Raw genomic sequence first — 16,931 nt, 5'->3', positions numbered from 1 at the left:
CGATTGCAGCATTCTGAAGAACGGGCCCCAGAGCCCGTTTCTAAACAGCGCACCTAAAAACCTTATCGCGAGATAAAATGCGCCCAAACATTCCCATCTGGCCCAGCAACTTGATTGATGTAGCCGTAGGGATACATCAACTTTCTCCCCTCAGTATCGCTGTAACCCGTGAGTGCATCTCCCCAAGGATCTTGCACGATATAACCGTCAGAATTGTAGCCAATTAAAGTGATAATGTGACCGGCCGCCGTAAAATCTCCGGCTAAAACTACGGGCCGCCGATTCAACAATTGCGATCGCACATCAGCCCATTTGCGACTCGCACTAAAACTCGTCTTAAACCCGTAAGCTTGAATCAGCGCCGAAAGTACGTTGTGATCGGTTTGAGAACCCTGGCCGGCATAGTCGAAACACCACTGCAACAACTCATCCTCCAACTGTCCGCCCCACTTAGAACGAACGCCGTAATAATACAGCACCATCGCGATCGCAGTTACATTGCAAGTAGACCAGTCAAAACGCGGATTGTCCCGCTGCGAAAAATACGGCACGTTCAATTCTACATTGTTCGGAACCGGATCGAAAATTTTATCTCCCCGCTTGAACTGAACAAAACTCGGAAAAACATAACCTGTATTGCCAAAATTCGGCAGTTCTTCAGTCAGAGAAACTTTCAGGTGATCCGTTTCCAAACCGTAGCTTTCCACGCCGTAAACTCGACCTAAAGGCAGCGTTGTTCTCTCCGTAGCACTCAGCTTCGCAGCCTCTACCGGGCGTTTTTTAAACACAGTTGGTTGCAGCATTGTCATCGTCAAAGCATCCGGGTCAAAGGGAACTTCTTTGCCGTTTTTCTTGATTTGAACGTGCTGCCAATAGATAAATCCGATATTGCCGAAACCGGGAATAGATTCGGCGAGAGTTACTCGGAAATGCCCCAAAATGCAGGCATAACCAGTGATGGCATAGGTGCTGCCTAAAATTAGTTCAGCAACTCGATCTGCAGGCAGTTTCGATGAATCTTGTGGTTGACCTTTAATCTGAGTGGTTTGAGTTACTAAAAGTTGAGCGCCCCCGTTGCTGTTCGGTAGGTCTGCTAGGTCAAATTTAAGAATTTTTTCACCTTTGGCAAGCTGAACGTCGGGTTCGTACAAATAGCCAAAAGTGCCGATCGGCGAAATTGCTGAATCCAGAACCACCTTGAGATGGCCGTCAATAAATCCGTACTTGCTAAGGGCCAAAGTCTTGCCTGCTTTTACGAGAACTTTTTGTTGATTGTCGAGGCGGGAAGAATCAACGGGAGCTACCTTAAACAAAGTATCGGAAACTATCTTTAAAGTCAAATTTTTTCCTACAGTCAGCGGATCGGAACTTACGGTAATGTAAATTATTTGGCTGCCGGTAACGTTGCCTTTGCTGTCAGTTGCGCGCAATCTCAGCCACCGAGCTCCGGGTATGCTAAATCCTTTGGGCAAGTTCACTTGCCAAGTGCCTGCACTTTGGTTTAGTGTTACGGTTAGGGGAAGTTTGTCCTCAGCTATCACCTCAACTTTTGCTGCTTCTTGCTTGTCAAAAGTACCTGAAAGTGCGATCGACTGATTGACCAAAACTTCTGTCGGGCCTTGATAAGTTAAATTCGGCGCTGGATTGAAAGATTTGCCACCGCGACTGAATTGCACGAAATCGGGATAAACGAAACCCGTATTGCCAAAGGGCGGCAAATTTTCAGTCAGCGAGACTTTAATGTGACCTTGTTCGATCGAGAATCCGGAAATTCCGTAAATCATTCCCGCCGGCAAAGTAATTTTTTCGGGCATTTGCAGGTTTGCAGCATCCGTCAATCGCTTTTTAAACGCAGTAGTTTTGACAACAGTCATGGTAACTGCATTTCTGTCAAATGAAATCCCCTTGCCGTCTTGCAAAATTTGGACGTGTTGCGAGTACAGAAATCCAGAATTTCCGAAGTTGGGAATCGGGCGATCTAGAGTGACTCGAAAATGATTTTCCACGCAAGCGTAGCCGAAAATATTGAAAGTTTCCCCCTGGTAAAATCGGAGTTTCTGAGTTGGGCTTAAAGTAGCAGAATCTGCGGGGTTGCGCTTTAACCAGGTTTTTTTGTTCACCCACAGCAACTGCATTCCAGGCGGCGGGGCGGGCAAATCGGCGCGATCGAATATCAGGATTTTTGCGCCTTTGGTTACGAGTACGTGTTTTTCGTAAAAAAAGCCTGATTTTCCCACCGGAGAAATTGGATTATTTAGTTGAACGTTAAGGTGTCCGTCTTCTAACTCGTAGTCGCTAATTTGATAAGTTTTACCTGCTGGTATTTCCGCTTTTTGCTGAGAGTTGAGACTGCCAGAAGGCACTGTTCCGGCTTTTAATAGGGTATCTTGGAGAGTAATTAACGTGAAGAGTTGTTGCGAGGAGTTAGACGCGGGATTAACTTTGATGTTAATTGTTTGTTCGCCGATAACTTTGCCAGTCTTATCAGTTGCCTTCACCTGCACTGTGCGAGCTCCGGCGCTATCAAATCCTTTCTCTAAACTGATGTTCCAAATGCCTGTAGATAAATTTATCCCCGTCTTCAGGGCATTTGAGCCTTCGGCTGCCGAAATTGCCACCACTTGATTTTTGTCAAAAGTGCCAACTAAGACAGAGGCTCGATTGGCCTCAATTTCTTGTGGGCCTAAGTAACTCAAAATAGTCTTGGTGCTTGTCATTATCTATCCGCCTACTTACTTAATTGTTCAGCTACAGCAAGGATAACTTCTCATTTTATCAAACACAATGACCCGATCCCGGACACCATCGCCCCTAGACTGAATTTAGGGGCGGTTGATGCGTTTTCCAGCATGAATTTTTAATTGTGGGCGGGATATTGGCCGCAAATCTCACTGTAGGGTGCAACCTAAGCACCTTACCCAAATATACGGGCGATCGAGCGGATTTGTGGTGCAAGTTTTGGGGGAATAAATTTAGTGGGAGGAGGCTATTACCCCCTGTACCTTTGACCCCTCACTTTAGATCGTTTTAGATTTTAGATTTTAGATTTTAGATTTTATATCCTGTGCGATCGATTAACTGCAATCAGATTCGTTCGTAGTGCGGACTTCAGTCCGCAAAAAGCTGCGGACTGAAGTCCGCACTACAAACCGGCGAGCACTACCAACGGTTTTTGTTATGGTAATCGACCGGATATGATATTATATGAGCGATGATTTACTGGATAAGTTTTAAGCTTCCCGGTAGTTGGATTATTTTGCAAAAATGGTATTAGTCCGGAATTACCAAAAAACCCGGTTTCTACGAGAATATTGCCTGTAGCAACGAGGTTTCTCGTCGGAAGAAACCCGGTTTTTAGTCACTTGCTTAGCGCGACTAAACTATGGTGACAAGAATATCTTGAGCGTGGGAGTCAACTTTCAGATTTTCTCCTTCATAAACCTGAATAATTTTGCCAGTACCGTCGATGACAAAAGTAACGCGCTTGGCATAATCGCCTTTCTCGACATCGTAAGCTTTGGTAATCGCGCCATCAACATCTGCTAATAGCTGGAAAGGCAAACCGTACTTTTCTGTAAACTTTTGGTGGGATTCTTCGTTGTCGCGGCTGACACCGAGAACAACTATATCTTTGCCCTTGTATTCTTCATGGGCTGCTTTGAAGCTTTGAGCTTGTCTGGTGCAGCCGGGGGTGTCGTCTTTGGGGTAGAAATACAAGATTACGGTTTTACCGGAGAAGTCGGAGAGGGAGACGGTTTTGCCGTTTGTGTCTTTGGCGGTGAATTGAGGAGCCGCGCACCCAACTGGTAATGTCATAGTTTTGTTTGCCTTGCGATTGATAAACATATTTTAGTTGATTGTGGGCGGCGTCGGAGCAACTGCCCATAATAAAATACACTTTTTGGGGAACAGGCCGGAGAGCCTGTTCATAACATTTAATTAAACTTCAGCCGGTTGTTTTTGGGATTCTAGCCAACGATCGTAAGCTGTTCGATCGCCTCCGAATGAATCAAGGGTGACAGGCGATCGATCGTATTGCTTCAGTGGAGCATTTTCTATGGGTTTGTAGGCGCAATAGCAAATACAAATTGAGTCAAATTCTGCGCCATAGGGAGCGGGAATTTCAGGGGTGTATTCGTGAACTTTCACAACCTCCCAGCCGCTGTCTCTGAAATGAGTTGATGCACTTGGAAACATTGGATCGATCGCACTGGGGACAATAACGCTTTCGGTTAAACGATCGCCCGGTGCTGGGGATGGCTTACCACTAGAGTCATAATGCTCAGCTAATGTCCAAATCAATGACTTAACCGATCCTGCATTAGCTACTCGGTAAAAGCTTTCTCCTACTTTTGTTTCGGTGAGCGATCGGTATTTTTCCAGTTCACCTTTTTCTGCTCTGAAAATAATGTATTTACGCATTTTATTTTCTCTCAGTGAAGTAATTGCCTTGACTCAAGTCCATTGGCGACGGAGGAAACTCGCAATTTCCATCAAAAATGCAATCAACGCTCAAGATAGAATTACCAGTCTCTTCTACATTTTTAAGCTGCCAACCGTATTTTTATTCCATATTAATGCAAGCCTCTTCGGTTGTAGCTGCATGGCGCGTCTCATTTTTTTCATCATCATACCGAGGTTGTGACATAATTAATATGCTCCCTTGTTGGCTGTTTCAACATTTGGAGTAGTCGTCTTGTCCGGGTGTTGCCGCAATCGGACAGGACGCTTATCCTTAGTTTATAGTATACAGCAGGCGATCTGTATAATGTCTATTTTTAATTTGTTAATAAAATATGATTAATTTCTAAATTGCGATCGTCTGAAAAAGTTCTGATTATTGGGTTTACAGAGCCAGAGATTGAGGGGATGATTAGTTAAGTCCGCATTAATATGCTCCTTGTTGGCTGTTTCAACATCTGGAGTAGTCGTCTTTGCAACTCAGAAAAGCGATCGCACAAAATCACTTTTACAGCCAAACTCCTCTCACCCGTTCTAAAATAGAAGAGACATCCTATATTAATTCCCTACCATGTCGATCGCCGTAATTCAAGAACATATCGAAATCACCCCTGGAGTGTGCGGGGGAAAACCCCGTATCGCCGGACATCGCATCCGAGTTCAGGATATAGTTGTTTGGCACGAACAAATGGGAATGTCACCAGACGAAATTCTGTATCACTATCCCAGCATTACTTTATCTGATATCTATGCAGCTTTAGCGTATTATCACGATCGTCGAGATGAAATCCGTTGTGCGATCGAAGCCGATGCAGAATTTGCCCGCCAATTGAAAGCTCAAACCCCATCGCTATTGCAACAAAAATTAAAAAATCGTCAGCATGGCTAAGTAAAATTTCATAGCTACGAAAATATAACTCTTGCCATCGCAAATGGATTGCGAAGACGTGGAATTAATATCACTTCGAGTATTTGTAAAATTGAGTGCCGGCAGCAGAAACTTGGTACTGGGGAATAGTTCGATCGGCTTGTTTTCTGCCTTGACTTGCGGGCGCTCGTGTGTTAATTTATTAATGTGCAATCATAATTGTTTTGCACGATAATTTATTTAACGCTCCAAATATGATTGATTTCTACAGTGTTATCATCCGCAAAAGTGCCGATTATTGGGTAGCTTTGTGTTTGGAAAATGGATTGGTGGGACAAGGAAACACTCCCGAACAGTCTATCGATAAGCTCAAACAGGCGATCGAATCTTTTTATGAAGTCTATGAATCTGAATCGAATATTTATCTCAGTCCTCTTGCCATTAATGAATTGCACGAGTTTCTGACTTTAGAAGATGCGGAAGCTTCAGACACTTATGAACTAAGAAAAGTTTATGCCTAAAAATCTTCCATCTTTAAAACCTAAAGCATTAATTAAAATTTTAGAAAAAAACGGATATCAATTTTACCGAGAGGGCAAAGGGGATCATCGTTTGTATGTGCGTGAAATTGAAGGTCAAAAAAGAGTGGTTCCGATTGATATCGGTGCTGGGGAAATGTCACCAGCTTATGTGTTGCGGATTTTTAAGCAATTTGGGTTTACAGATCCAGAAATTGAGGGGATGATTAGTTAAGTAAGTTGAACTAATATTAATCTTGACAACAAGTTCTAACATATTCTCGAACAACAATAGATAAATCAAACAATACTTGATTTCCTTCTATTCTTTTGAGTAAATAACGTTGACGCAATGAATCTAACCCATTCATTAAGTCCATTGATGAGAGAGATAAACTTTGTCTTAAATCTTCTCTTGACACAGGTTGCTCAAATTTACTTAATTGTAAAACAATCTCTTGTTCTGTGGGTGATAGTCGCTTGAATAATTCAGTCAACCGAGATTTCATGTCTTTGGTGACAATTAAACTATCTTCTTTTAAGAAATCAGCGACTTTGCCCCCAAAAATACTTTTAATTAAGGTGACAATATCTTTTAAATAAACGGGATTACCTTCATATAACTTTATAAGTTGCGCCCAAGTTTCATCATCATGTAAGCCCCAGTTTTTCATGATTAACCTACTCTCTACTCCTTCTAACTCTAAGCACTTAATAGGATATAATTCCTCATCCAAGCAAATCATTTCTTGACATTGTTCCTGACTAATTAAGATTAAACTACTTTGATGTTCAATATCTGTCATCATGGTCAGCAAGTTGTGGTAAGTCTTATATTCAGTTTTGAATTGTCCTGCCAATTCTCCCTTGATAAATAGTTCTTGCAAATCATCAAGGATAATTAAACATCTTTGCTGACGTAAAAGATTAAAAAGTTGAGTTAACTTATTGTTAGGTTGAACAGAATCATCATTAACACCTGTTAATATTTCAGTAATAATGCCATCTAAAGATTGAGATAGTTTGAGGTTTTTCCAGACTACTACATCAAAATGTTGTAAATTGAGGTCAACAAACTGTTTGACTAGGGTGGTTTTGCCAATTCCACTTAATCCTAAAACAGAAACTAGATGAAGATTTTGGTCGATTAACCAGTGGGAGAGGGTTTGAAGTTCGGTTGTGCGATCGTAAAAATGGGTGATTTTCGGTGCTAGGGTTAAATCATAATAATCTGTGCCTTTGATTGGCTTCTCTTCATCAGTGATAGATTGATTTGTATCTGCTTGAGGAGAATTAGGACACCAATTAATCTTACTATTTACTAAACCAACAAACTGAGGAGAATTTATCACTCTCTCTATTGTCCAAGTAAAATTAGATTTATTAACAGATTTATTAACATCTTTGCCTAAGTGATCAGATAAAATCTTAAATAACTTACGGCTAACATCTCCAATATAGTTTTTACTCTTATACCCACATTCATCTGCAATCTCACTGTATGTTTTACCTTGCCACAGTCCCTCAACAACAGCTTTTTCTAGATCGTCGAGGTGTTTTCCTGTTTGTTTCTCGACTACCCGATCTACAAATTGTAAAATTTCTGTAATAGTCATAGGATTGATGTATGGTATGGCTTTTAGGCATTATAACTTAGTTTCAGTCAATAAAATCAGGTTTTTTCTGGTTTGTATTTAATAATTTGTTAGAAATAATTCAAGAAAATCTGTTCTTTTTGGTGTGCAGCGTTCTGAACAGAGTATTTATCATGGGACAAGATTCATTTGAACTTATATTTATGGTGAGTTCATAAATCCTTCAGTCACTTTGATATTCAAGGAGAAAAAGATGTCTAAATCATCATCAAGAGAAATTGGAGAAAAAATTGCCATAGGAGTTGGTGTAACCGTTGGTTCTACCATCGTTCTAGGCACTATTGGTTCGTTACTTACGGCTAACCCTGCTCCTTTATTAGCAGCTTTAAAAATAGGGGCGGCGATTGGTGGCGTTGGGGCTGGCACTTCTGGTGGAGGAAGCGGAGGAAATAGTTAAGCATCTTTGCCTCATTTTAGCCTCGATCGCGCTTCCTACTCTCTGGACGCGCGATCGCTTTTCTGTTCATTTAATTTTAAGCTCCACGCTCGCATTTCTCTTTTATTATATTCTTGTATTTCTCCCAGGTCTGACTTAGCCCTACCCATCGTCATGAATAATCTTATGGAGTATTTGTAAAAGCAGATGATCGCGCAGCGACGATAAGCACTTGCAACCTGACTATTAATCGTACCGCAGTTTTGGATATGTTGAGCCGCTGTTAGACATGGGTAGATTTTTCAGAACTCTACTTTGCTGACTCTAAATAGGTAATCATAAAAATAGTAGTATCTATTCAGAGGCAAATCAATGACTTTTATCCCATCGGAAGCGTTTAAATCAATTAGTTATCCCAGCCGCACGGTAAAAAGAGCCGATCGCGCGATCCGGTGCGCCCCATTTCAATTACACTTCTTTCAGACGATCCGCAACAACAGCGTTTTCCTAAGTGCGATCGCCTCAAACGCGGGTGTCGAAAGCGGCTACACGCGATCGCCCGTATCCGAACTCGCAGCCGAAAACTCCCTGCTGTGGCTGATCCAAGTCGGCGTACTGCGGCGGGAAGTAGACGGACAAGGAATCACCGACAGTTTTCGCCTCACGCCCCTGGGCCGCCAACTCGTGGAAAAATGGGAACAGCAAGGAGGGGAAATTCCGGCGGCTTCATTGTGCGATCGTCTGGGAAATGCCGTTAGCCGCGGGTTCGGACTGTTCTCGTAACCGGAATGTCGATCGATACAAATTTAACGTAAAACCCACTGGTCCGCCGGGGGTTAAAAACCCCCGTCTCATAGCGAAAGTCCTCTCAAAGAGGACTGCTGAATTGATAATTTCTATGCAAGAGGGCTTTTTCATAAGAATTAAGAATTTACAGTCGTCTTCAGACGACTTCAGCTTTGAGGCAGGGGTTTAAACCCCTGCCGGATCTGCGGGCTCGCTAGAATGGATCGATCGCCCTCGTCTTCACTACAAACGACAATGGTTCAAACCCCCATTAAACCTTTGACTCTCGATCAATTTCTCAAACGGCCCGAAACCAAACCCGCCAGCGAATTCATCGACGGTCAAATTATCCAGAAACCTATGCCGCAAGGAAAACACAGCACAATTCAAAGCGATTTGGGTGGTGACATCAACCGGGTACTCAAACCCCAACGCATCGCCCGCGCCTATCCAGAATTGCGCTGCACCTTTGGCGGTCGATCGACTGTACCCGACCTCGCAGTCTTTACTTGGGAACGCATTCCCCGCGATGAAAACGGCGAAGTAGCTAACATTTTCGCGATCGCCCCCGACTGGACAATCGAAATCCTCTCCCCCGACCAAAGTCAAACCAAAGTCGTCCGCAACATCCTTCACTGTATCGCCTGCGGAACTCAGATGGGCTGGCTGATTGACCCGGAAGAAGAACTGGTATTTGTCTATTTTGCCGATCGCACTATAGCTGTTTTTGAACAACCGGGCGATCGCATCCCCGTCCCCGCCTTTGCTGAATCCCTGAATCTGACTGTTGGTGAAATGTTCAATTGGCTGACCCCGTAGCGCAACCTGGATTTAGGAATGATTTTTTAACCACAGAGGCCGCAGAGGGCGCAGAGTTAGAGAAGAGAGAGTACCTTACGGATTTGCTTTGAGCGAATGTGCGATCGATCGCTTATACTGGAATATCTGGTTGTCAGCTCTTCAAGGACGAGAGAGGACTAAAGTCCTTACTACAAACTTAATTATGATTATTTAACCGGACTTGATATCAACTCTCAATTAACCGCTAACTACTAACAGCTAAGTACAAAAAACGTTTCTGAACAATGGAAGCAAAATCCTACAAAGACACCGTAAATTTGCCCAAAACCAAGTTTGATATGCGCGCCAACGCCACCAAACGGGAACCAGAATTGCAACAATTTTGGGCAGATCAAGATATCTACGATCGCCTCTCCCAGGATAACCCAGGCGATGTGTTCGTCCTCCACGACGGCCCGCCCTACGCCAACGGACAACTCCACATCGGCCACGCCCTCAACAAAATCCTCAAAGACTTCATCAACCGCTACCAAATGTTGCGCGGCAAAAAAGTTCGCTACGTTCCCGGCTGGGACTGTCACGGATTGCCGATCGAACTTAAGGTATTGCAGAACATGAAATCGGACGATCGGCTAAATCTTACCCCGATCGACCTCCGCCGCAAAGCTGCCGCCTTCGCCGAACAAACAATGGAACAGCAGCGCGAATCCTTCCAGCGCTACGGCGTTTGGGGCGACTGGAAACACCCGTATTTAACCCTGAAACCCGAATACGAAGCAGCCCAAATCGGCGTTTTCGGTCAAATGGTTCTCAAAGGCTACATCTTCCGCGGCTTCAAACCCGTGCACTGGAGCCCGAGCTCGAAAACAGCCCTCGCCGAAGCTGAATTGGAATATCCCGAAGGCCACGTCTCGCGCAGCATCTACGTCGGCTTTCACGTGAGAAAATTGTCAAAATCCCTGCAATCGAAGCTCAAGCGCTATATGCCGAGCCTCTGGGCGGCGATTTGGACGACTACCCCCTGGACGGTGCCGGCAAATTTGGCGATCGCAGTCAATCCCGAACTGACTTATGCAGTGGTGGAACCGCCGGCAAATTCCCACATCGCACAACAATTTATGTTAGTGGCTGTCGATGCGGTCGATCGGCTGTCGGCAACTTTCAACACTGAATTAAAAATCCTTGCTACCTTCCCAGGTAAAGATTTAGAAGGCTGCATCTACAAACACCCGCTGTTCGATCGCGAAAGCCCGATCGTAGCCGGCGGCGACTACATTACCGCTGACTCAGGAACCGGATTGGTGCACACCGCACCCGGCCACGGACAAGAAGACTTTATCGTCGGGAAACGCTGCGGTTTGCCAGTTTTAACGCCAGTTGATGAGAACGGAAATTTCACCGCCGAAGCAGGAGTCTTTGCAGGTTTAAATGTCCTCGGAGATGGCAATAAAGCAGTCATTGATGCCCTGGCCGAAGCAAATTGTTTGATTAAAGAGGAAGCTTATCCTCACTCCTATCCTTACGATTGGCGCACTAAAAAGCCGACGATTTTTCGGGCGACGGAACAGTGGTTTGCTTCCGTTGAAGGGTTCCGCGATGAAGCGTTAAAGGCAATTTCCGGTGTGAATTGGATTCCCGCCCAAGGGGAAAATCGGATTACCGCAATGGTTAGCGATCGATCGGATTGGTGCATTTCTCGCCAGCGGACTTGGGGCGTTCCCATTCCCGTGTTTTACGACGAAGAAACCAACGAACCGCTGTTAAATGAAGAAACGATCGCCCGCGTGCAAGCTATCTTTGCTGACAAAGGTTCCGATGCTTGGTGGGAAATGTCGATCGATGAATTGCTGCCAGAATCTTACCGCAATAACGGGCGCACTTACCGCAAGGGCACAGACACGATGGATGTGTGGTTTGACTCCGGTTCTTCCTGGGCCGCTGTGGCAAAAGGTCGATCGGAATTGGAGTATCCTGCCGATATCTATTTGGAAGGTTCAGACCAACACCGCGGCTGGTTTCAATCGAGCTTGCTCACCAGTGTAGCAACCAACGGCATCGCTCCTTACAAAACAGTTTTAACTCACGGTTTTGTACTAGATGAAAAAGGCCGGAAGATGAGCAAATCTGAAGGCAATGTCGTCGATCCGGCGTTAGTCATTAAGGAATATGGCGCCGATGTTTTGCGGTTGTGGGTGTCTTCGGTAGACTACTCCGCAGACGTGCCTTTGGGCAAAAATATTCTCAAACAGCAGTCGGATGTTTACCGCAAGATTCGCAATACAGCTAAGTTTTTGCTGGGAAATTTGCACGACTTCGATCCGGCAAAAGATGCTGTTGCTTTCGAGGATTTGCCGGAACTCGATCGCTATATGCTGCACAGAATGGGCGAAGTTTTTGCGGAAGTTCAAGATGCTTTTGACAGTTTCCAATTTTCCCGATTTTTCCAAACTGTGCAGAATTTCTGCACGGTGGATTTATCTAATTTTTACTTGGATGTTGCCAAAGATCGGCTTTACATCAGCGCCACAGATGCGCGCCGCCGCCGCAGTTGTCAGACAGTAATTGCGCTCGCTGTGGAGAATTTGGCACGGGCGATCGCGCCTGTGCTGTGTCACATGGCTGAGGATATTTGGCAGTACCTTCCCTATCCAACTCCCTACAAGTCAGTATTTGAGGCTGGTTGGGTGCAACTCGATGCTTCGTGGCACAATCCAGAATTGGCGACTCGGTGGCAGTATTTGCGGCAAGTGCGCGGGGAAGTTAACAAGGTTTTGGAAAAAGCCCGGATGGAAAAGGCGATCGGTTCTTCTTTGGAAGCTAAGGTTTTATTGTACGTTCCCGATGTTGAGAAAAGAGAGCAGTTGCAAGCTTTGAATCCCAGCAGCGAAGAATTGGTGGATTACGTGCGATCGCAAAATTCAGTCATCGAGTTGGCCGCAGAGGAGAAAGCAAAAGCAGCACAAGATCGACAGGAAGAACAAGCGGCAAGTGTTGCGAAAGTCTTGACAGAAAACACAATTCATGTTGAGGCGGAAACGGTCGAAAAGGGATCTCGACCTTCTGAGATTGTAGAGTATTCTGCCCCTGAACCGTCGGCAGATTCTGGGCCAATCTTAGATCGAGCAGCCCAGTTTGTGGCAGATTTGCCTAACTACGCGGGCAAGTTTTTCACAGAATACCAAACTGTGTGGGTAACGCTTGGGCTGTTAGCTTCTGTTGCGATAACGGGTAGAGTAACCCTGGCGGTTTTGGATACGATGAATCAAATTCCGCTGTTGGGCGGCTTGTTTGAAGTCATCGGTATCTTATTTACCATCTGGTTTGCTTTCCGTCACTTGCTGTTTGCAGAAAGCCGCCAAGAAATGGCACAAACAATTGATGCGCTGACAGCAGATGTGCTTGGAAAGTCAACTGCGCTGGTGCTTGTAGAAACACAGGCCATTGTCCTTTCACTTCCAGTAGAGACAGCCATTGTACCAATACAGCCGATCGCACAAACAGTCCCAGCGGAAACAGTGTTTGCAGAAACACCCCAAATCCCGCAAGTAGAGTTAATTGCGATCGCACCCAAATCAGAAATTGCTGCTGAAATAGCTGTAACGCACGATTCTGCAAGTGCTAGCAACGGTGTAGACGAACTGCGCTATTTGTTCATTACTTCGGAAGTGGAACTGATAGAATCGAATGCAGCGATGCAGGAATTGCCTTACAGTTACCAGTCTCCAGAGTTGGCGATTGGTGTAGTTAAAGCAGACGGCGAAAAGTGCGATCGATGCTGGAACTATTCTACTCATGTCGGAGAGTCGATCGAACATCCGGTAATTTGCGAACGCTGCGTGTCAGCAGTTGACGGGAAATTCTAACGTAGGCTGCGCTTCGGGAAAAATTATTGAGTTTGTGGTAGCCACATTCAGCCCGAAGCGCACCTTACAATAACTTCATTTACTTATTTCTGATTAAAAAAACGGCAGACAATTTCACCAGGGTTGTTTTGTCCAAACGTCAAAACTGTTCCATCTTGCTTAACTGAAGTGCGATCGCGACAATTGTAAACTTCCAGAGGCTGTTTCACTCCATCAACACTGAGAATCACCCTGTATTCCCAATAATTTTTCGCACTGCGTTTGATATCGACAATGCAAATCTCGCGCCCTTGATAATTGCGGCATACAGAAGCCTCAGCCGGAAGTGCGACGCAGAAAAAAGATATTAAGAGCAACAAGTAGCAAACACATTTCATCATCAGCGAACTTACTAAGTCCTATTTTACCTTTTTGGATAACCAACCGACAGTATTTTTGCAAGCGACTTAGCAATTGGGCGCGCCCTCAAGCCGTTACATCGTAAGATAGCTGAACCATACCAGAACTGTAAGTCTGACATCCTGTTAGCTGCAAAACTGTAGTATTGGGATTAGCAAATAAAGGAATTCCCTCGCCCAAAATAAGCGGATGCACCGAGAGAATCACCTCGTTGACAAAATTTTGGTTCAGGAAATCGCGAATCAGCAGGGCTCCGCCAACTAACCAAATATTCTTGCCGTCAAGCAAGCGCAAATCATTGACAAAACTCTCTAAATCTGTTACCACTTCGACATCTGAAGTGGCTGTAAAATCTTGATTTTTCGTAAAAACATAACTCTTTTTTTCCTGGTACGGATACTCGCCAAAAGTTAGAACTTGTTCGTAAGTTTTGCGACCCAGGAGCACCGTATCGATGCTATCTAAGAATTTAGTGTAGCCGTAATTTTGGTCTGTAAACAGCCAGTCAATATCGCCATTCGATCGCGCGATATAACCGTCCAAGCTAGATGCAATGTATAGTACAATTTTTCGCATGGCAACACCGAGGTTTTTGGGGCATCGGGGCGACGTTTGCCCCAGTCACCTTAATTTTAAATGATTTAGCGTCCTGACGGTAGGTGGAGTTCGATACCCAGCTTTTGACCGACATCGATCGCAGTATTCGCAAATTCCGTCACGCCTGCAACTCCAACTCCGATCGCTGTCGCCGTCGCTACAATAGCTTTGAAACTTTTCTTTAATCGAGCTTGATTCCTTTCGTTCTCCGGTTTCTTGATTTCGGATTCCACATCTTCAATATCGATAATTACGCCCTCGCGGATGTCTTCGGGAAACTGCGAGGCGGTTTCGCGCATTGATGAAATTAGTTTGAGCAATTCGGCGGTATTTGTGTTATTATTGTTTTGCACTGATTGATTGCCGCTAACTGCGGCGCTGTTCGACGAACCGCCGATATTGCCGGAAAAGTTAGCACCTTGAAAAGCACCTTGAAAGTTGTTGGTTTTGGAAGAATTTTGAGTCATTTTTTTACCGTTGACGTTGATATTTAATTGAATGCTAGAAGCATCTCCAAAATCAGGGCGATCGCTTCCAGAAATTCGCTCTTTCTCTTCCCATTGTTCCAGATAGTCCGGGAAATCTTCCATTAAGCCGCGCACGTTGACCATTTGATAAGATTTGTCGCATTCGACTTCGTAGCGACGCTTGACCAAACGGCGGCGCAAAGACTCAAAATCGTAGAGGTGAGGGTTTTGGCTGCCTTTGCATTCGGAACAGTTGCAGGGGATGAATTCTTGGTATTTGAGGCGATTGTCGTAAGTCGCGTGAATTTTCCAGAGTTCGTGGCGGATGCGGTCTAAAAGAGATTGTTTGTGGTTGCCGGAAACTCGAATGCGGATTTCTCGTTGGTGGTAATTCTCGATAACTTCGGCTTTGGCGTAATTGTCGGCGAGGATGACTCCATCGCGCCAAGCGATATCCCCCCTACCCTTTGGTAAAGAAGGTTGAGGGCGGTAGATTAACAGGTGCATTTCTACGATGAAGCGGGTAATGATGCCTTTGGGCATGAAGTCGTATTCGTAGCGCAAAATCAGGTTATCGGTGTCGTCCCAGGTGTAATCGGGAGTTTCCCGGGGGAGAAGTTGCGGCGCGATGTATTGTCCGGGTTGGCAGGGGATTTCGTAACACAGTTTGAAGTGTTTCATCAAATGAAGTAACTCGTCGTGCAAGTCTCGGTATTCTATGTCGCGCCAGATTTGCTTGAGGTTTTCCTTAGTGAAGTAACCGTAGTTGGCGATGACTTCTGCGTTGTCGGCGACTTCTTTTTCGTCAGTGATTTCTTTCTTGCTGATGACTTTGTAAACAGCGTTGGTTGCCAATTCGGGACGCAGGATGACTAAGTTTTTGAGGATGGGGTCTTTTTGAAAGTGAAGGATAATACCCAAGTCGTGGAGGTATTTGCTGAGACTCAGCATGGCGGGTTTATCCGATTTTTTAAAGCCTTGGCCGGCGCAGATGCCGAAAAATTCGCTGACTTCGATGTGGGTGCGGCGTTGCGAATAGTTTTCCAAAACGTGGCGGACGTTGGCCCAGCGTTTGGGGATGGGCGTGCTGATGTGGTCGAGGGTGGCGATGCGGTTTTTGAGGGCGCGTTGGAGTTCTGCGAGTCCGCGATTGCTGGCGAGGTTGGTAGCGAAATCTTTTTCTAAATTGGCAAAGTCGTGCCGCTGTTGGGAGAGGTTGATTTCGCAGCGGATGTCTTGTTTTTCGTTTTGGACGAGGAAGACGGGACTGGCGTTGCTGAGGAGTTCGACGATACTCAGCCAGTAGCAGAGGTTGGGGTTTTGGCGGCGGTTATCGACGAGGAGGACGTAGAGGGAACGTTCGGTGAGGAAAAATTCGTGGGTGGCGTGGTAGATTTCCTGTCCCCCAAAGTCCCAGAGGTGGATGCGAAAAGGTTTGCCGTTGGCTTGTGGGAATTCCCAGCGCATGACATCGATGCCTTCGGTGGAGGGTTCTCGTTCCTTGAGTTTGTAGTTGGGGTTGAGGAGTTTGTTTGCGAGGGTGGTTTTTCCCGCTTCGCCTTCGCCGACAATCAAAAGTTTGGCTTCGTTGAGTTCTTCGGTAGCGTCGGGGTCGCGGGTTTGGAAGTAGAAATCGAGAATGGCACATTTAGAGAATCCCTTTCCGCCTAGGATTTCCGGCGGAATTGGTATCGGATTACCCCGCAAATCCAGTTGTTTCAGATGCTTCATATTGCGGAACACATCGGGAATTTCTGCTATCTGATTGTTACTGAGGTAAAGCTGTGTCAAATTCGACATTATTTTGCCGAGAACTTCGGGAATTTGTGCTATCTGATTGTTACTGAGGTCAAGCCATGTCAAATCCGACAGGTGGCCGAGAACATCGGGAATTTCTGCTATCTGATTGTTACTGAGGTCAAGCCATGTCAAATCCGACAGGTGGCCGAGAACTTCGGGAATTTCTGCTATCTGATTGTTACTGAGGTAAAGCTGTGTCAAATTCGACAGGTGGCCGATCACTTCGGGAATTTCTGCTATCTGATTGTTACTGAGGTCAAGCGATGTCAAATCCGACAGGTGGCCGAGAACTTCGGGAATTTCTGCTATCTGATTGTTACTGAGGTAAAGCTGTGTCAAA

At 45.3% G+C, this 16,931-nt stretch carries 14 protein-coding genes; 7 read left to right on the top strand and 7 right to left on the bottom strand.

Annotation, left to right across the window (positions count from 1 at the left end; all coding sequences use genetic code 11):
- Positions 1-62 precede the first annotated feature (62 nt).
- From QUB63_RS27875 to QUB63_RS27865, 3 genes are all read right to left on the bottom strand, one after another.
- Complete coding sequence (locus QUB63_RS27875; RefSeq protein WP_332948617.1) at positions 63-2,717, bottom strand: C39 family peptidase; 2,655 nt, start codon at positions 2,715-2,717, stop codon at positions 63-65.
- Positions 2,718-3,375: 658 nt separating this feature from the next.
- The gene (locus QUB63_RS27870; RefSeq protein WP_332948616.1) at positions 3,376-3,816 is read right to left on the bottom strand and encodes a peroxiredoxin; all 441 of its coding nucleotides are present in this window, start codon (positions 3,814-3,816) and stop codon (positions 3,376-3,378) included.
- Positions 3,817-3,939: 123 nt separating this feature from the next.
- Positions 3,940-4,422: a hypothetical protein gene (locus tag QUB63_RS27865; protein WP_332948614.1), complete on the bottom strand. Its 483-nt coding sequence runs from the start codon at positions 4,420-4,422 to the stop codon at positions 3,940-3,942.
- Between the two features lie 610 nt (positions 4,423-5,032).
- Between QUB63_RS27865 and QUB63_RS27860 the strand changes: the two genes are divergently transcribed.
- The 3 genes from QUB63_RS27860 to QUB63_RS27850 all read left to right on the top strand — a co-directional run bounded on the left by QUB63_RS27860 (position 5,033) and on the right by QUB63_RS27850 (position 6,082).
- On the top strand, positions 5,033-5,350 hold the full coding sequence (locus QUB63_RS27860) for a DUF433 domain-containing protein (RefSeq protein WP_332948612.1): 318 nt from the start codon (positions 5,033-5,035) through the stop codon (positions 5,348-5,350).
- Between the two features lie 233 nt (positions 5,351-5,583).
- Positions 5,584-5,850, top strand: coding sequence for a type II toxin-antitoxin system HicB family antitoxin (locus QUB63_RS27855; protein ID WP_293296937.1), 267 nt, complete (start codon positions 5,584-5,586; stop codon positions 5,848-5,850).
- Positions 5,843-6,082 (top strand): type II toxin-antitoxin system HicA family toxin, encoded by a 240-nt coding sequence (locus QUB63_RS27850; RefSeq protein ID WP_332948609.1) that lies wholly within the window; start codon positions 5,843-5,845, stop codon positions 6,080-6,082. Before QUB63_RS27855 ends, QUB63_RS27850 begins: the two co-directional genes overlap by 8 nt.
- 16 nt (positions 6,083-6,098) lie before the next feature.
- Here QUB63_RS27850 and QUB63_RS27845 read toward each other — a convergent pair whose 3' ends face one another.
- Positions 6,099-7,463 carry an NB-ARC domain-containing protein gene (locus QUB63_RS27845; protein WP_332948608.1) on the bottom strand — a complete coding sequence of 455 codons (1,365 nt, stop codon included), beginning with the start codon at positions 7,461-7,463 and terminating at the stop codon, positions 6,099-6,101.
- Between the two features lie 232 nt (positions 7,464-7,695).
- On the opposite strand from QUB63_RS27845, the gene QUB63_RS27840 reads away from it, so the two are divergent.
- The 4 genes from QUB63_RS27840 (at position 7,696) to ileS (ending at position 13,328) form a co-directional block, all read left to right on the top strand.
- Complete coding sequence (locus QUB63_RS27840; RefSeq protein WP_332948607.1) at positions 7,696-7,899, top strand: hypothetical protein; 204 nt, start codon at positions 7,696-7,698, stop codon at positions 7,897-7,899.
- Between the two features lie 351 nt (positions 7,900-8,250).
- Positions 8,251-8,661 carry an Npun_F0494 family protein gene (locus QUB63_RS27835; protein ID WP_332948606.1) on the top strand — a complete coding sequence of 137 codons (411 nt, stop codon included), beginning with the start codon at positions 8,251-8,253 and terminating at the stop codon, positions 8,659-8,661.
- Positions 8,662-8,919: 258 nt separating this feature from the next.
- Positions 8,920-9,483 carry a Uma2 family endonuclease gene (locus tag QUB63_RS27830; protein ID WP_332948605.1) on the top strand — a complete coding sequence of 188 codons (564 nt, stop codon included), beginning with the start codon at positions 8,920-8,922 and terminating at the stop codon, positions 9,481-9,483.
- A 266-nt stretch (positions 9,484-9,749) separates the two neighbouring features.
- Positions 9,750-13,328, top strand: a complete 3,579-nt coding sequence (ileS, locus tag QUB63_RS27825; protein ID WP_332948604.1) for an isoleucine--tRNA ligase — start codon at positions 9,750-9,752, stop codon at positions 13,326-13,328.
- Positions 13,329-13,411: 83 nt separating this feature from the next.
- Here the strand turns inward: ileS and QUB63_RS27820 are convergent, their stop codons facing one another.
- The 3 genes from QUB63_RS27820 to QUB63_RS27810 all read right to left on the bottom strand — a co-directional run.
- Entirely contained in the window at positions 13,412-13,708 is a 297-nt protein-coding gene (locus QUB63_RS27820; RefSeq protein WP_332948602.1) for a hypothetical protein, read from the bottom strand.
- 85 nt (positions 13,709-13,793) lie between these two features.
- Positions 13,794-14,303 carry a dihydrofolate reductase family protein gene (locus tag QUB63_RS27815; protein ID WP_332948601.1) on the bottom strand — a complete coding sequence of 170 codons (510 nt, stop codon included), beginning with the start codon at positions 14,301-14,303 and terminating at the stop codon, positions 13,794-13,796.
- A 65-nt stretch (positions 14,304-14,368) separates the two neighbouring features.
- Positions 14,369-16,931: COR domain-containing protein (locus QUB63_RS27810; RefSeq protein WP_332948600.1), on the bottom strand; the 2,563-nt coding region annotated here is incomplete at its 5' end.

This window comes from Microcoleus sp. ARI1-B5, from assembly GCF_036705795.1.
Classification (GTDB): domain Bacteria; phylum Cyanobacteriota; class Cyanobacteriia; order Cyanobacteriales; family Microcoleaceae; genus Microcoleus.
Note: the sequence above shows the minus strand (reverse complement) of the source record. Positions and strands in the feature narration are given on the sequence as shown.

What these genes read in the sequence shown, in the direction of transcription:
- QUB63_RS27875 (WP_332948617.1), bottom strand. Translation starts at nt 2,717, where the DNA reads ATGACAAGCACCAAGACTATTTTGAGTTACTTAGGCCCACAAGAAATT.
- QUB63_RS27870 (WP_332948616.1), bottom strand. Translation starts at nt 3,816, where the DNA reads ATGACATTACCAGTTGGGTGCGCGGCTCCTCAATTCACCGCCAAAGAC.
- QUB63_RS27865 (WP_332948614.1), bottom strand. Translation starts at nt 4,422, where the DNA reads ATGCGTAAATACATTATTTTCAGAGCAGAAAAAGGTGAACTGGAAAAA.
- QUB63_RS27860 (WP_332948612.1), top strand. Translation starts at nt 5,033, where the DNA reads ATGTCGATCGCCGTAATTCAAGAACATATCGAAATCACCCCTGGAGTG.
- QUB63_RS27855 (WP_293296937.1), top strand. Translation starts at nt 5,584, where the DNA reads ATGATTGATTTCTACAGTGTTATCATCCGCAAAAGTGCCGATTATTGG.
- QUB63_RS27850 (WP_332948609.1), top strand. Translation starts at nt 5,843, where the DNA reads ATGCCTAAAAATCTTCCATCTTTAAAACCTAAAGCATTAATTAAAATT.
- QUB63_RS27845 (WP_332948608.1), bottom strand. Translation starts at nt 7,463, where the DNA reads ATGACTATTACAGAAATTTTACAATTTGTAGATCGGGTAGTCGAGAAA.
- QUB63_RS27840 (WP_332948607.1), top strand. Translation starts at nt 7,696, where the DNA reads ATGTCTAAATCATCATCAAGAGAAATTGGAGAAAAAATTGCCATAGGA.
- QUB63_RS27835 (WP_332948606.1), top strand. Translation starts at nt 8,251, where the DNA reads ATGACTTTTATCCCATCGGAAGCGTTTAAATCAATTAGTTATCCCAGC.
- QUB63_RS27830 (WP_332948605.1), top strand. Translation starts at nt 8,920, where the DNA reads ATGGTTCAAACCCCCATTAAACCTTTGACTCTCGATCAATTTCTCAAA.
- ileS (WP_332948604.1), top strand. Translation starts at nt 9,750, where the DNA reads ATGGAAGCAAAATCCTACAAAGACACCGTAAATTTGCCCAAAACCAAG.
- QUB63_RS27820 (WP_332948602.1), bottom strand. Translation starts at nt 13,708, where the DNA reads ATGATGAAATGTGTTTGCTACTTGTTGCTCTTAATATCTTTTTTCTGC.
- QUB63_RS27815 (WP_332948601.1), bottom strand. Translation starts at nt 14,303, where the DNA reads ATGCGAAAAATTGTACTATACATTGCATCTAGCTTGGACGGTTATATC.